Here is a 15,314-nt window from a genome sequence, read left to right as displayed (position 1 = left end):
TACCTATAGACCGGCAGTCAACTCCTTTAGCCTACCGCCCTCACCGCGCGACCGAAACACCAAACGCACTTTAATTCCGGGTAGGGTGGATACGATGCTTTCTAATGTGGTTGCCGTTGCTTTTGCACTGGCCTCGGCGCTGGTCATTGCGTGGGGCACGGTGATTCGTCACCGTATTGTGCTGGACGCCAGCTCCACCAGCGTGATGCGCACTGCACTGCGAACCCCCCTGTGGTGGGTGGGTACTGGCGCTGCTGTGGTGGCGTATGTGTTGCAACTCATCGCCCTTCATTTCGGAACACTGCTTATCGTGCAGCCCATTCTTGTGCTTTCGCTCATGTTCACGCTGCCGCTTGCGGCGTGGTATTCGCGGCGCCGCATGCCTGCCCGCGAGATCACCTGGTGCGTGGCGCTGACCATCGCCGTGGGCATCCTCGTTGTGTATGGGCGTCCTACCAAGGGTTTGTCGACGCCCACGTGGTCCCAATGGTGGCCCGCTTTCGCCGTCGGCGCCGTGGCGTTGGCCGCGTTGTTCGTCGCCGCCTATAACCGCCCAAAGGAATCCGCCTTGGCGCTCGGCACAGCGTGCGGCATTCTGTATGGCTACGTTGCGCTGGTAGCTAAAGCGGTCGTGGACATCTTTTCCCACGAAGGTGTCGCGGCCATGCTGGGCAGTTGGGAGCTCTACACGCTCATTGGGCTCGCAGGGGGTGGCACGGTCATTCAGCAGTATTCTTTCCACGCCGGCGCCCTCGCGCACTCTTTGCCGGCTATGACCATCATGGAGCCCATCGTGGCCTTCGGCTTGGGCTACTGGGTGCTGGGAGAAAAGTTCCAGGTGAACTCTAGCGTGGGCTGGTGCGTCATGGGCGGCTCGTTGGCCATCATGGTTATCGCCACGGTTGTCCTGTCGCGTCTTCCCGTCAACACCGGCACGGCTCGACGCACCGATCAGTCACCGCGCTAGATAGCCCACTCAAACACGACAATCATGTAGGCGGAGAACCACGCCGACCAGACGACCCATGCTGCACTACCCAGCCAGGACATGCGACGCGGCAGCGTATCTACAGCACGCACCGTCCACGGCACAAGGAGCAGAGCGACGGGCAGCAGCAAACGAGGACGCGAGTGCATAATTCCGTCTGATAACAGGACGTTCGCTGCAAGAGCTGCGCTAAACCACCACGCCACCGGGTTCGCCTTGCCCCACGACGCCACAATGAGGACGACAGTACCCAAGATGACGAGCACGGAGAGCAGATATCCCACATTGTTGTTCTTCGTCAGGGTTTCCCACACAAAGGTCGCGGTGGCAACTCCACCATCGAAGGTGGAATGCCAGTGTTTGGTCTGTATTCCGAAGTAGCCGCCCACATCTGCCAGGTAGCGCTGTGCCCACAGCAGGTAAGCAGGCAGCGGAAGCGCAGCGATGATGAGGCTCACCCACGCCTGCCATGTCCGGCGACCGTAGATGAGCACCCACAGACCGAAGACGGCAAGAAAGTCCACGGAGGTTAACCGGACAAAGGACAGGAGGAAGCCCAAGGCACCGGCCCACCACCAGGCGCGCTGGTCCAAGGCCACCAACCCCCACACCACGAGCACACCAAACAGCGCCTCCGTATAGGGCATGGAGAACACGATAGACATCGGCGCGCTCGTCACCACGAGTGCCGCCGCCACTTGGCCAGCGCGGCCAGCGCCAATCCGGCGCGCCAGCACCATGACACCCGCAGCCATGACCGCAGTGAACACCGTATTAATAAGAAGAGCCGAAAGCTCCAGACTCAGCCCTGTCCAGCCGAGCGCGCGCAGCACCATGGGGAAGCCCGGAAAGAAAGCCATGGTGGTTTCATGGATCGGGCCATCGGTGGTGATGTCAGCATCAAAATAGCCAACACGAGCGATTTCAAGGTAGTACTTGGCGTCCCACGCCAGCAGCTGATCCCACAGTTCACGCTCATGAACCGAGCTCAGAAGACGCAGCACTCCGATGCGCACGGCTGCACCAATGACAGCAACGGCAACGGCCGGAAGAATCAGGGCAATGTAGCCGAAGCCAGATGTAGCCTCACCCTTTTCGGCCCGCTCCTCACCTTCCCCTTCACCATGTTCGCCACCCTGCTCGTCACGTTGCTCAACACCACAGTCGTCATCCCCCGGGTGGAGCTCGGGAGGGGTGCCGACAAGCGCGGATTCACGCTCCGATTCCGCAGCATTCAGATCGAGTTTCTCTTCAGTCACAATGAACATCGTAACCACCCCCACCCAGATCCCAACATGTGAAATCGGTTGCCACAGAGTGAGAGGCGCTGTATTGTGGCTCACATGACATTGCGGCACACCCTTCTCCTTAGTAGCCGCGGCGGGATTTAGGTTCGTATTTCACGGCCAGCGCCCCGTCGCGGAGCGCGGTGATGCTTAGCCCACCGCAGCTGGCCGTCATCACACACAGCCACAGCCCCAAGGAAGAGAAACCTCCATGTCCCCCAACGATTCTTTTATCTCCGCTCCGCGTGACATCACCACCCCCAACGGCCCACGCAATGAGAACCAGCCCGCGTGGAACAAGCAGCGCGGTTCCTCCATGCCCGTAGGGCGCTACCAGAACTTCGCACAAGAAGTTGAGCCCGTAGAACTGCCGGATCGCACATGGCCAGATAAGAAGATTACGGTTGCCCCGCAGTGGTGCGCCGTCGACCTGCGCGATGGCAACCAGGCCCTCATCGATCCAATGAGCCCAGAGCGCAAGCACCGCATGTTCGACCTGCTGGTGAAGATGGGCTACAAGGAGATTGAGGTGGGCTTCCCGTCTGCGTCCCAGACGGACTTCAACTTCGTGCGCGAGATCATTGAGGGCAACAAAATCCCTGATGACGTCACTATCCAGGTCTTGGTCCAGGCGCGCGAGCACCTCATCCGCCGCACCTTTGAAGCCTGCGAAGGCGCCAAGAATGTCATCGTGCACTTCTACAACTCCACGTCCAAGCTGCAGCGCCGCGTGGTTTTCCGCAAGGACCGCCCCGCCATCAAGAAGCTGGCAACGGATGCTGCGGAGCTCATCAAGGGCATTGCCAAGGACTACCCGGACACCAACTGGCGGTGGGAGTACTCGCCGGAGTCCTTTACCGGAACCGAGCTGGACTTTGCCGTAGAGGTGTGCGACGCGGTTGTGGACATTATGGAGGCCACCCCAGAGAACCCGATGATCATCAACCTGCCATCCACGGTGGAGATGATAAGCCCGAATGTCTATGCCGACCAGATCGAGTGGATGCACCGCAACTTTGCCAAGCGCGATTCGATCATCATGTCCCTGCACCCGCACAATGACCGCGGTGAGGGCATCGCTGCCGCCGAGCTGGGCTACATGGCCGGCGCCGACCGCATCGAAGGCTGCCTGTTCGGCAACGGCGAGCGCACGGGCAACGTGGACATCGTCACCCTGGGTTTGAACATGCTCACCCAGGGGGTGGACCCACAAATCGACTTCTCCGACCTGCCTAAGATCCGCGAAACCGTGGAGTACTGCAACCAGCTGCGCGTGCCAGAGCGCCACCCCTATGGTGGCGAGCTCGTCTTCACGGCGTTCTCCGGCTCTCACCAGGATGCGATCAACAAGGGGCTCGACGCCCTGGCCCAGGTGGTCCGCCCGGGAGCGAACAACACCGACGTGTCGTGGGAGGAGCTGCGCGAGACCACGTGGGAGGTTCCCTACCTGCCCATCGACCCAAAGGATGTCGGCCGCGACTACCAGGCTGTTATCCGTGTGAACTCGCAGTCCGGCAAAGGTGGCGTTGCCTACATCATGAAGACCGACCACGGCATCAACATGCCGCGCGCAATGCAGGCAGAGTTCTCCTCCGCGGTGCAGGCGGTGACCGACGCCGAGGGAGGCGAGGTTAACTCCAAGAACATGTGGGATATCTTCGCCACCGAGTTCCTGGATCGCACTACCCCGCTGGAGCTGGAGTCCTTCCACGTTGATAACTCCACGACGGATTCTGAGGACGCGAAGGTAACCGCCACGATCACCTATAACGGCGAGAAGCACGTTGTCTCCGGTAGCGGCAACGGCCCGGTGGCCGCTTATGCCAACGCCCTGGAAGGCGTCGGCATCGACTTCGAGGTCATGGATTACTCCCAGCACTCTCGCAGTGCTGGTGATGATGCCGAGGCGGCCTGCTACATCGCTGCGGAGGTCAACGGTACCCACGTTTGGGGTGCTGGAATCGCAGGCTCGACCACGCGCGCTTCCATCAACGCGATCACCTCAGCCATTAACCGCGCCAACTAGCACTCGTTAGCTGCACACAAGTACAGACATCCCCCGCCCGTCGTCCTAGCCCCGAATATCGGGATAACACGACGGGCATAATGCTTTTCCTAGCGCTTGCACCTACCCCTATCGTGGATTGTATTGATACCTTTTACATTCGACGCCGGTCCCCTCCAGAGCACACCTGTGCAATATTTTTTGTCACAATTATGGAATGTGACATTGTGCAGGACACGTCAGCTTGTCGGCAGAACGTTTCCCCCTGTATGGTGAATACACACAGACATTTTTGAAAATTTTTTTACCATCTTTTTAAGGGATATGTCCCGGCTGCAACTCAGCGCCTTGGTGCCCGCGCCGACACACACTCTCACTCTCGTCGCCCGCACCGTGCGCCCGAGCCAGCCACGAAGGCGAGCATTATGACGGTCACCAATTATGTGGTTCCCCACGCGGGCTTTGGTGATCCCCGCCACCTCACCGTCGACAATGTAAACCCCGATCTTTTCCTTGAATTGCTCGCTGAGGCAGGGGACTCTCATGAGGTCACGGTGACCTTATGCGGCCACTCCAGTTCTGGTTTCAGAGTACGCCACGACGACACTGTGGTGGGCGTGGTCTCTGCAGCCCAATCTGCCGACTATGGCGAGCTGGATTGGGTGATGCTCGCTGGGTTGAGCCCACAAGTTACCGCAAGGGTGAGCCTGTGCCTGGACTGCGAGGATGACACAACTCCTGTCGTCGAAGTCCTCCTTCCGGAGCCCGGCTTGTGCGTACCTAGCAACAACCCGCCCGCTGATCGCTGGCACCTGCTCGAAGGTGACACTCCCCTACGTATCACCGATTTTGAAATTTCTGACGATGCACTGTCGAACCATTCCGCTCACCTGCTCGTGCGGGTGGAGAACAAACGCGGTTTGTTCCAGCACCACATTCAGGTCTTCGCGGATACAACACTCATCGCCACGATTCCTTATGAAGAGGCCGAGTGGCTTGCGCATGCCATCACTAACGTCAACCGCGAGGACCTGGTTGCCGTAACTCGTGCCTACTATTCGGTGGACAATGGCACGCCTACTCTTACCCTTTTCATCCCAAATGACACCACCAGCGGCTCTCCATTTTTGAAGACCGCGGGCGCTCTCGCCGCCGCTACCGCAGGTGCTGCCGTTGCCGCTGCTCGTGCTGAGGCCAACGGAGCTAGCTCTCCCACCCCGTTTGTTGGTGCATCCCCGAGCCCGCATTCTCCCGTTATTTCGCTGAACTCCATGGATGATGCCGCGTCCACGGCCTCCTTTGGCTCTAAATTCGCGGCAGCGAGCACTGGGTTGAAGCTCGCCTCTGCAGCCAGCGTTGCCATCATCATCGGCGGCACCGCCAATTTTGCCGCCTCATTGGTTTCCCTCAATTCCTCCCAGGAGCACATCACGGGCTCGGCTCTGGAGGTGTACAACAATCCCCACATCAATCCTCGTGCGGCCGATGACGAAAACACCGCGGACTCCACTGGCGTGGAGGGCCCCGAGTGGTCGGAAAAGAGTGCAGTGCTGGGCGTGGACTCGGAGCTGTTGTGGGATGGTCCATCGCCTCTGCGTGACGTGGTGTCCCAAGGTTTCAGGAATCCCTCCGCTGATGAGTCCTCCGATTCTGCCACGGCAGCAAGCGGCAGGGCCGCTGACACTACTGCGCTTCTCGACGTCCCCCGTGGCACCGCCCAAGCCACCGGCGCTGGCGCTGCCCCAGAGCGCAACGACCGCGGCGCGCACCGCGAAGGACGCACGTCCCCGACGTCGAAAGCCACCGAGGCCCACACGTCTCCGCGCCGCACTGCGACGCAGGACGCTCCTCGCCGCCGCGAGCGTCTCGGCGCAGAATCAGATTCCGCACCCATCCGCGACTCGGATTCTGGCGCCGCCGCCACCGCTGCACGGCCCACCCGCCAGGCACAACCGAAGCCCAGCGTAACGCGCAAGCCAACGCCAACTGCCCAAGCAAAGCCGACTCCGCCGAAGGCCACCACACAGCCAGCGCCGACGACAACTTCGCGCGCAGCCGCCACGCAACCGACGTACGCTCCGCAGCCACGCCCGACGTATGTTCCATACGTTCCGCAGCCCACGCCATCTGCCCCCACTGAGCAGGATCGTTCGACACCTGAGGAGGGCCAAGTCGTCGTCCCCTTCGTGCCAACACTCCCTCCTCACGGATCAGGCACTGACGAGCCAGCTCCGGAGATTTCCGAGGATGTCACTGTCATTCCAGCCGCGCCTCTCGAACCTGCTGCAACGGTCGAACCGTCGACACCCGTCTCAACACCACAGGAGCCGACGCCGGTCCCCAGTGCGGCAGAGGAGCCCACGCCGGTCCCCAGTGCGGCAGAGGAGCCGACGCCGGCCCCCAGTGCGGCAGAGGAGCCCACGCCGGAGATAGAGCTTACGATAGTGGTGGAGCTTACGACGGTGGTGGAGCCAGAGGATGATGAGCCGAGTCCGGAGCCGCATCCACTGCCGCAGCCGGAGGTCGATGAACCGGCCACAAAGCCAGGAAAACCGGCTACACCGGACAAGCCACAGTGGATTCCTCCGGGCCAGCTCAAGAAGATGGAGAGGGAAAGCAAGCCCTCCCCTGCCTCACCGAGCCGCTAAGAGTGTGCCCTTTCCTCGTTCCCTAGGACCGGGTACTAAACTGTGAACAATGACTACGACACCCGGCCCCACCGAACCTCCAGCGCACCACAGCGCTGGGGGAGCTGCGGCCGTGGCGTCGCCAAGCACAGGCGCCCCGAAGCCCGGCCCGCGTCCTCAATCCACGGAGAAGTCCACGCCCGCCAAGGGCAACAACGCCTCCCGGGACACCGCCCGTGAGGAAGCACTGGCAGCGTTTCCCTATGTCGCGCTGACGATTCAGACCACGGGCATTCACCCGTCAACAGGAAATCTGCTCACCGTTGATGCGCTGACGCTGAATGACGATGGGGAGGTCGGCCAAGAGTTCCACGCCGTCATCAATCCCGATGGTGACCCGGGTCCGCGCCACCTCCACGGACTAAGCGTGGAGGACATTAAGGCCGGGCAATCCTTCTCCTCGCTGCTCAAGCCACTTGACAGGCTTATTGACGGCCGCACACTCATTGTGCACGACACCACCTTCACCTGGGGTTTCATCGTTGCGGAAGCCCGCCGAGCGATGACCGCAGCCGCGCGTCAGAACCGCGCACGCAACCGAAACCGCAACAAGGGCCGCCGTCGCCGCGTCAAGGTGGGCCACGTGCCAACCCCGGTGAGCATCATCGATACCCTCGCCACGGCGCGCCGCCAAGGCGTGTGGGGTACGGATATCCGTCTGGCGGCCGTCGCCCGCGCTACCGGCCTGGACGTGGACTCCCCCACAGCCACGGTCGAGCGCGCCCAGCGCCCGGAGAAGGAAACGTCCCGTGAGGCCACTCGCCTGCTCGTGTCGCTCTACCGCGCACAGCGCGACGGCGTTGTGAGCGCCGCATCCCCTGAGGAACTGCGTGCGGATCGCTTCGGCCTACAGCGCTCCCATGTGCGCGTCGACGCCGCCGAAGCACCCCGCCAGCACCACAACCCCGGCCCCTATGTGCCGGGCAAGGAGCTCATTCGTGGCATGGAAATCGTGGTCGCCCCAGAGATCACTGAGGATCCCGATACCATCATCGCGGCACTCGCGCGCGAGGAGCTCAACTACTCAGAAAAGCTCACCCGGGAAACCTCCCTCGTGGTCTGCAATATCACCACCGACCTCGTGGGCAAGCCCATGCATGCGCACCGCAAGGACATCCCCTTGATGTCCGATACCGCCTTCCTTGCTGCACTCGAGCGCATCGAAGACGCCCAAGAGCCAGAAGAATCAGACACCAGCTCCGGATCTGGCGGAGGAAACAGCGGCCAGCGGGCCAATCACGGCGGCTCTGGCGGGAACACTAGCCGTAACCGCTCCAGCAAGAACCGCCGCCGCTCGCGGCGGAAATCTTCCGGCAACGGCCAGGGCGCGAAGAACAAGAACCAGAGCCACAAGAACTCCCAGGGCAACTCCGGCAACAACGGTTCTGCGTCCCACCAGGACAACGCTGCGTCCTCCAACAAGAACAACAAGAGCGGCAACAACTCCAACCACAAGAGCGGCAACAACACTGGCCGCCGTCGGCGCCGCCGCGGTGGGCGTGGCCGGCGTGGGCAGGGCGGCCAGCACCAGCCGAACCAGCAAAACTCGGGACACAACCGCTCCCGCACCACCGATAACTAGCGTCCCCCGACTACCCTGGGGAACATGAATTTTAACTTCCGAAGCGCGCTGAAGTCAGCGCGCACCGCGGTGGCCACAACTGCTGCATCGCTGGCCACCACCGCCTCGCGCGCTACCGGCCGCGGCGCCGGCGGCATGATCGGCGGCCTCATCGCCGGCGCCATTGACCCCACCATCATGCAGAACTTGGCCAGGCAGCGCCCGTCCATTCTGGTGACTGGTACCAACGGTAAGTCCACCACAACCCGCATGCTGGCCGCGGCAGTACGCACCGAGCACGCCGTGGCAACCAACGATGGCGGCGACAACATGGACGCCGGCATCATCTCCGCGCTCCTCGCTGGAAAGGATGCAAGCCACCTCGTGCTGGAGGTTGATGAGCTGCACGTTCCGCACGTGGCAGATAACCTCAACCCCACGGCACTGGTACTGCTCAACCTCTCGCGTGACCAGCTGGATCGCGTAGGCGAAATCAACAAGATCGAGCGCGCCCTGCGTGGCGCGGTAGAGGCGCATCCCGACATGCTCGTCGTCGCCAACTGCGATGATGTCCTCATGACGTCCGTGGCTTATGACGCAAAGAACGTCATCTGGGTCTCCGCGGGGGCGGGCTGGATGGGTGAATCCGTGACCTGCCCGCGTACGGGCGGCCACATCGTTCGCGATGGCGAGGACTGGCGCGCGGTGAAGCCGCTGCCCGATGGGCGCGAGTTCCGCCGCCCCACCCCCACGTGGGCGGTGACGGAGGAAGGAATTGTGAGCCCTGGGGGCGTCGATAAGCTCAGGCTTGCTCTCCCCGGGCGCGCCAACCGCGGTAATGCCGCACAAGCTGTTGCCGCCGCCGTCGAGGCTTTCGGTGTGGATCGCCACAAGGCCATTACCGCTGCTGAAGGCGTCGACGATGTGGCCGGACGCTACTCCACCATCACGCTGGGCAACCGCACTATTCGTCTGCTTCTGGCCAAGAACCCGGCCGGCTGGCAGGAGGCGCTGTCCATGGTGGACCGTGATGCTGATGGCCTGGTCATTGCCACCAATGGTCACGTCGCAGACGGCATCGACATGTCCTGGCTGTGGGACGTGCGCTTCGAAGATTTCGAGGGTATCGCCGTCAAAGCCGCTGGTGAGCGCGCCGCAGACCTTGCCGTGCGCCTGGTGTATGCGGATATTTCGCACGAGCTTATCGACGACCCCCTCACCGCCATTCAATCCTGCCCGGAAGGACGCGTCGAGGTCCTGGCCAACTACACCGCCTTCCGTGATCTGAAGAAGGCACTCACCGCCGCAGTAAAGGAGCACGAGAATGACTAACCTGCAGATTGGTCTCATCCTTCCGGACGTTCTGGGCACCTACGGCGACGATGGCAACGCCCTCGTCCTGCGCCAGCGCGCCCGCATGCGCGGTTGTGAAGCAGAGATTGTGCCCATCAAACTGGGCGAGCCAGTTCCGGATTCCCTCGACGTCTACACCGTCGGCGGCGGCGAAGACACAGCGCAGATTCTTGCGGCGGAGCACCTCATTGCTGATGGGGGCCTTAGCCGCGCTGCCGCTGCCGGCCGCCCCATCATGGCTATTTGCGCAGGACTTCAAGTACTCGGCGAGTCTTTCCGCGCGTCGGGCCGCGTTGTCGATGGTGTGGGTCTTCTCGACGCCACCACCGCCTCCATGACCGAGCGCGCCATTGGTGAAGTCGCTTCCAAGCCAACGAAGGCTGGCATCACTGCCGAACTCACCGAGCCACTCAGCGGCTTTGAAAACCACATGGGCGCCACCATCCTCGGCCCCGCTGCCCAGCCGTTGGGCAAGCTCACCCGCGGCACCGGCAACGCCGACACCGCGGCCACCTGTGATCTGTCCGACGGCGCTGCACAGCGCGCCGCCGAGGGTGCGGTTCAGGGCAGCGTCATCGCCACCTACATGCATGGCCCGGTTCTAGCACGTAACCCGCAGTTGGCTGACCTTCTTCTGGCCAAGGCACTGGGAGTGGCCCTCAGTGAGCTTGAGCCGCTTGACATTCCTGCCATCGACCGTCTGCGCACCGAGCGCTTCAACGCCTCGGAGCCGCCGCGCTCCCAGCGCTAGAACGCGGAGCAACGTGGGGGACGGTGTCCCCCGGCTACACCGTCAGGCGGCCGCTGAGCGCGCGGGAAAGCGTGAGTTCATCAACGAACTCAAGGTCACCACCCAGCGGCATGCCGGACGCCAGCCTCGTGATTTTCAGCCCTGGGAAATCACGAAGCAGACGAACGAGGTAGGCCGCCGTCGCCTCGCCCTCCGTATTGGGATCGGTAGCGAGGATAACTTCGGTGATTTCGGGGGTGTCATCGTACAGCGGTTCCTCAGGGGTGGAATCCGCCAGCTCACGGTCCGGCAGCACGCCACCAAGGCGCTGCAGCAGCTGAGAAATGTTGAGATCCTTCGGCCCCACATTCGCCAGCGGGTCCAAAGCACCGCCCAACACGTGATAGCGCCCCTCATACTCTCCGGTGCGCTCGATGACTTGAATGTCCTTGGGCTCTTCCACCACACAGATGGTGGAGGCATCGCGCTGCGAGTTAATACAGATGCGGCACACCTCCTCGCGGGAGATGTTGCAGCAGATGCGGCAGAAGGTCACGCCATCGCGCACCGCGCCCAGTGCCTTCTGCAGGCGGTCAATGTCCTCTGGGTCCTGGTGCAGCACGTGGAAGGCAATGCGCTGTGCCGACTTTGGCCCAATGCCAGGCAGGCGCGAGAACTCATCAATGAGATCCTGCAGTGGTCCTTCAAACACGCAATGCTCCCCTTCACGTCACGGTCCCCAACCTAGGTGGCTGGGGATAAACAAAAGGCCGCGCCGCCCTCTTTGGGGAGAGCGACAACGGCCTTCAAGTCTAACGCGCGGCTTACTGGTTACCGCCGAAGACATCCTGGAAAGAAGGACCATCGTAGTCCTGCTGGGACTGGCCCATGCCCTGGGACAGCGGACCAATCTTCTCCTGTGCCAGGCGGCCAGCAGCAGCGTGGGCCTCCTTGAAGGCGCCCACGATGAGGTCCTGGAGGGTCTCAATGTCGTCCGGGTTAACCACGGACTTATCAATGGTGACGTCCTGCAGCTCTGCGCCACCGGTCATGGTGACCTTCACCAGGCCGTTGCCGGCGGTGCCCTCGACGGTGGCGGCCAGGATTTCTTCCTGTGCCTTCTGCAGCTCTGCCTGGACGCGTGCGGCCTGCGCCAGGATGTCGTTCATGTCGTTTGCCTGCTGCATCGGATCGTTCTCAGTCATGCTAAAAATCCTTTCACACGGTTATTTTCGCTACCCGACAAGTGTACAGATGCCGCGCTACAGTCGCCGCGCCCCCAGCTCTTGGGCAAGGAGCTCCATGGCGACCTCGGTGGCGTTGCGGTGGTCCATCTCGCCGACGCTCTGTGCGGCCTCCATCATCTCGCGTTCCTCGTCATCGCGCGTGTAGGCCGGCTGCGGTTCCGGGGCTTGCTGTGGCTCCGCCTGCTGCGACGATCCCGCGCTCTGAGCTGCGCTTTCCGACGTCCCACCCATCCCCGCCGACGGTGCATACTCCTCCGGTGGGGCCTCGAATTCGCCTTCATCTGGGCCGGGCTCCGGCGGCAGTGGAACTCCGTTTCCGAACTGGGGAACCTTGGAAAATTCTTCATCACGTTGGGCCGCTACCTGGCTGGCTTGGGCAATGCGTGATCGCCATTGGCTGCCACGGGACTCCCTCGTTCGGGGCACCGCCGCGCCGCGCTGTGGGGCATCCTGGCGCGGCGAGTCCTGCTGCAGCATGTCTCGCTGTGGATTCTGCGGCGCCGTCCGCTGGTGGAGGGACGACTGTGCAGCCGGGTTCTGTGCTTTGTACTGCAACTCTGGCGGTGATGTTTCCTCACGCACGGAGTCCTGTCGTGACAGCGTACCTCGCTGACCGTGCCCCGTCGTTTGAGACGACGGCTCCTGTCCACCAATACGGCGCGGCGCTCCCCAAGGGTCATCGCTCGCCTCGTGCTGGGGCGTAGGCTGCTGCGCCCGCTCCGGCTTTTGCTGAGGCTCCGGCTTTTGCTGAGTTTCCGGCTCGGATTCCGCCTCCGGCTCAGGGGTGTGAGACCGTTGCGGTCCAGTCGGCTCCTCCGCTGGTTTTTGGTCCTTCTGCACGGCAGAAGTTTCCGCCGTGTCGGACTGAGCTGTGTCAGACTGAGCAGTGTCAGATTTGTGAGGAGCGCTAGAGGGCTTCGGACTCTCTGCCTCCTCTTCGGGCTCGGAGGCCTCACGCTGCGGTTGGTTCGGGTTCCACTGGGCTCGTTGTGCTGGCTCCTCAATGGTGAAACCCTGCGACTTGGGGTCGGTGCCAATGACGCACGTGACCTTCAGCTCGCGGTTGAGTTCCTCCTTGAGTACCGCAACGATGACCTCGTTTGTTCCTGGCGAATTGATGCGCTCTGCCAGGGCGCCCGTGGTGTGCCCCAAGACGAGGGTTTCATCGCGCACTCCAAGAACGCGGGCTTCCGCGAGCATGATCTCAGCGACCTTATTGCGGCGGCCAATTGTTGCTCGCACATCGGACCACGTGGAACGGATCTCCGCTGCGAGATCCTGGGGAGCTGTACCCTGCTGTGGTTGCGAGTGCGCCGAGTGCTCCGCCGGTTCAGGCTGAACGGTCTGCTCGGTGGGTGCAGGCTGCTGTGCCTCCGACGAAGTGCGCTCTTCATGCTGCAGCTGCTGCTCCGACTGGTTTTGTGTCTGCTCCGAGCTGCGCTCAAGGCTGTGCTCGGGCCCGTGAGCGGGTTGCTGCACCGCGTGTGGCTGTGAGGCAGCCTGTTGGTTTCCCTGCAGGCTTGGCTCCGCCTGGTTCAGCTGCTGTGCGTCCTGCTGGGGCTGCTGGTCCTGTTGGGCGTTTTGCTTCGCGGCCTGGCGGCTGCGGCGCTGCGCGATGATAGCGGCGGCTGCAGCGGCAGGATCCTGGGCGCTGGAGACTGCAGACTGCGGGCGCTGAGAAGGCGCGGAACCCTGTGCGCCTCTGGCCGCGGCCTGACCAGTGACGGGGGCACCGGCGGTCGGCGCACCGCTACCTGGTTGAGCGGCTGGAAGGTGGCCAGCAGCCGCGGCGGCGGGAGCCGAACCCACGATCAGGTGGGCACAAAGAATCTCCAGGAGCAGGCGCGGGGAGGTTGCGCCGCGCAGCGATGATACGCGCTCATTGACGGTTTCAGCGAGGTAAGCCAACTGCGGTCCAGAGAAACGTTGGGCCTGGCCGGTGAGGATGTCCCCACGGTCCGTCGGCGCGGACACCAAGCCTTCCTCCAATGCTGAAGGCACGGCCTGGATGATCATGAGATCGCGGAGGCGATCGAGTAGATCGATGGCGAAGCGGCGCGGCTCGTGGCCGGCCTCAATGACATCATCGACAAGCCGAAACAGCGCCGCCTTATCTTGGTTGGCCAGGGCTTCCACTGTGTTATCGAGCAGGCCTAGGTCAGTTACTCCGAGGAGTGGACGGGCAACGTCATAGGTCAGGCCATCCGGGCCGGCACCGGCAAGGAGCTGGTCCAAGATGGACAGGGTGTCACGGGGAGAACCGCCGCCGGCCTGAATGACCATGGGGTAGACAGTGTCATCCACATGAACATTCTCAGAGGCCACGGTGCGCTCCAGCAGGCCCTTCATCGCCGGCGGGGTGAGCAGGCGGAAAGGATAGTGATGGGTACGCGAACGGATGGTGCCGATGATCTTTTCCGGTTCCGTTGTGGCAAAGATGAAGATGACATGCTCCGGCGGCTCCTCCACCACCTTCAGTAAGGCGTTAGCGCCGGAGGCGGAAATCATGTGAGCCTCATCGATGATGAAGATGCGGTAGCGCGATTCCGCCGGCGCATAGTAGGCGCGGTCACGCAGCTCACGCATGTCCTCCACACCGTTATGGGAGGCAGCGTCCAGCTCAGTAACGTCGAGGTTGCCCGGCCCACCGGGGGCCAGGGACACACAGGAATCGCACACACCACACGGCGTGGACGTGGGGCCCTGCTCGCAGTTCAAGGAGCGGGCCATGATGCGTGCCGAGGAAGTCTTTCCGCAGCCACGCGGGCCGGAAAAGAGGTACGCATGATTAATGCGCCCCGCGTCAAGGGCGGCGGACAACGGCGTGGTGACCTGCTCTTGGCCCACCACTTCCGCGAACGTTGCTGGACGATATTTCCGGTAAAGAGCCACGGTTAGTCAGTCTAGCGCCTCGCCCGGACATCCGGATCACCCCCAGATACCTCGGCGAAAAGACGCCAACGCCCCCGCTACTCGGAGCGCTGCCAGTCCAACAAATCGATGCCCTGCTCCGCCACGGCTTGCTGCAAAGCAGGCACGCCTTCATCGACAGCGAAGGCATATTCAGCATCAGTCAGCATGAGCAGCTGGCACACAAGGGTAAGGCGCTTGTCCTCCGCCACCTGCGGGGTCTGTCCTCCCCACAAATACGGCGCGATGAGCATGCCGTGGCGAACAGTGAGCGGCGCGAAACGCTCATCATCGTCGACAAAGAGCTTCGGCAACAGCAGGCCCGGCTGCGCAGGTAACACGCCGGCAGCTTTCGTGAGCAGGGCTGCTGTGGCACTCACCGCAGCAGCCACTTCTGCCTGACCAGTACGGGCCACGGCAAGAAGCTCGCAGCGCACGTCCACGCCTTGTTCGGCATGAGCCAAGCCCGTGTCGACGTCCGCGAAGTCGCAGGAGACGGCGAGGGATTGGGCGTCGTCAAGCGCGGCTAAGCCCAAGCGATGCCCAT

Annotated in this window: 11 protein-coding genes; 6 read left to right on the top strand and 5 right to left on the bottom strand. The window is 62.6% G+C overall.

What is annotated here, in order from left to right; all coding sequences use genetic code 11:
• The first annotated feature begins 94 nt into the window (after positions 1 to 94).
• Positions 95 to 967, top strand: a complete 873-nt coding sequence (locus M5J09_RS06225) for a DMT family transporter (protein ID WP_042528920.1) — start codon at positions 95 to 97, stop codon at positions 965 to 967.
• Here M5J09_RS06225 and M5J09_RS06220 read toward each other — a convergent pair.
• Positions 964 to 2,247: a mannosyltransferase family protein gene (locus tag M5J09_RS06220; RefSeq protein WP_257157309.1), complete on the bottom strand. Its 1,284-nt coding sequence runs from the start codon at positions 2,245 to 2,247 to the stop codon at positions 964 to 966. The genes M5J09_RS06225 and M5J09_RS06220 overlap by 4 nt on opposite strands.
• A 238-nt stretch (positions 2,248 to 2,485) precedes the next feature.
• Between M5J09_RS06220 and leuA the strand changes: the two genes are divergently transcribed.
• The 5 genes from leuA to M5J09_RS06195 all read left to right on the top strand — a co-directional run bounded on the left by leuA (position 2,486) and on the right by M5J09_RS06195 (position 10,631).
• Positions 2,486 to 4,300: a 2-isopropylmalate synthase gene (gene leuA / locus M5J09_RS06215; RefSeq protein ID WP_239180924.1), complete on the top strand. Its 1,815-nt coding sequence runs from the start codon at positions 2,486 to 2,488 to the stop codon at positions 4,298 to 4,300.
• A 404-nt stretch (positions 4,301 to 4,704) separates the two neighbouring features.
• Positions 4,705 to 6,927, top strand: coding sequence for a hypothetical protein (locus M5J09_RS06210; protein WP_257157308.1), 2,223 nt, complete (start codon positions 4,705 to 4,707; stop codon positions 6,925 to 6,927).
• A gap of 49 nt (positions 6,928 to 6,976) precedes the next feature.
• The gene (locus M5J09_RS06205; RefSeq protein WP_257157307.1) at positions 6,977 to 8,548 is read left to right on the top strand and encodes a DNA polymerase III subunit epsilon; all 1,572 of its coding nucleotides are present in this window, start codon (positions 6,977 to 6,979) and stop codon (positions 8,546 to 8,548) included.
• 24 nt (positions 8,549 to 8,572) lie between these two features.
• On the top strand, positions 8,573 to 9,859 hold the full coding sequence (locus tag M5J09_RS06200; protein WP_239180922.1) for a MurT ligase domain-containing protein: 1,287 nt from the start codon (positions 8,573 to 8,575) through the stop codon (positions 9,857 to 9,859).
• On the top strand, positions 9,852 to 10,631 hold the full coding sequence (locus M5J09_RS06195; protein WP_042528909.1) for a type 1 glutamine amidotransferase: 780 nt from the start codon (positions 9,852 to 9,854) through the stop codon (positions 10,629 to 10,631). Before M5J09_RS06200 ends, M5J09_RS06195 begins: the two co-directional genes overlap by 8 nt.
• A 34-nt stretch (positions 10,632 to 10,665) precedes the next feature.
• On the opposite strand, the gene recR is transcribed toward M5J09_RS06195, so the two are convergent.
• The 4 genes from recR to M5J09_RS06175 all read right to left on the bottom strand — a co-directional run bounded on the left by recR (position 10,666) and on the right by M5J09_RS06175 (position 15,303).
• Positions 10,666 to 11,322, bottom strand: coding sequence for a recombination mediator RecR (gene recR / locus M5J09_RS06190; RefSeq protein WP_039673215.1), 657 nt, complete (start codon positions 11,320 to 11,322; stop codon positions 10,666 to 10,668).
• Positions 11,323 to 11,434: 112 nt separating this feature from the next.
• Complete coding sequence (locus M5J09_RS06185) at positions 11,435 to 11,815, bottom strand: YbaB/EbfC family nucleoid-associated protein (RefSeq protein ID WP_042528907.1); 381 nt, start codon at positions 11,813 to 11,815, stop codon at positions 11,435 to 11,437.
• A 57-nt stretch (positions 11,816 to 11,872) separates the two neighbouring features.
• Entirely contained in the window at positions 11,873 to 14,749 is a 2,877-nt protein-coding gene (locus M5J09_RS06180; RefSeq protein WP_257157306.1) for a DNA polymerase III subunit gamma and tau, read from the bottom strand.
• A 77-nt stretch (positions 14,750 to 14,826) separates the two neighbouring features.
• Positions 14,827 to 15,303 (bottom strand): suppressor of fused domain protein, encoded by a 477-nt coding sequence (locus M5J09_RS06175; protein WP_257157305.1) that lies wholly within the window; start codon positions 15,301 to 15,303, stop codon positions 14,827 to 14,829.
• Between the last annotated feature and the right edge of the window lie 11 nt (positions 15,304 to 15,314).

Source organism: Corynebacterium sp. BF-R-2 (assembly GCF_024586525.1).
GTDB lineage: Bacteria > Actinomycetota > Actinomycetes > Mycobacteriales > Mycobacteriaceae > Corynebacterium > Corynebacterium singulare.
Note: the sequence above shows the minus strand (reverse complement) of the source record. Positions and strands in the feature narration are given on the sequence as shown.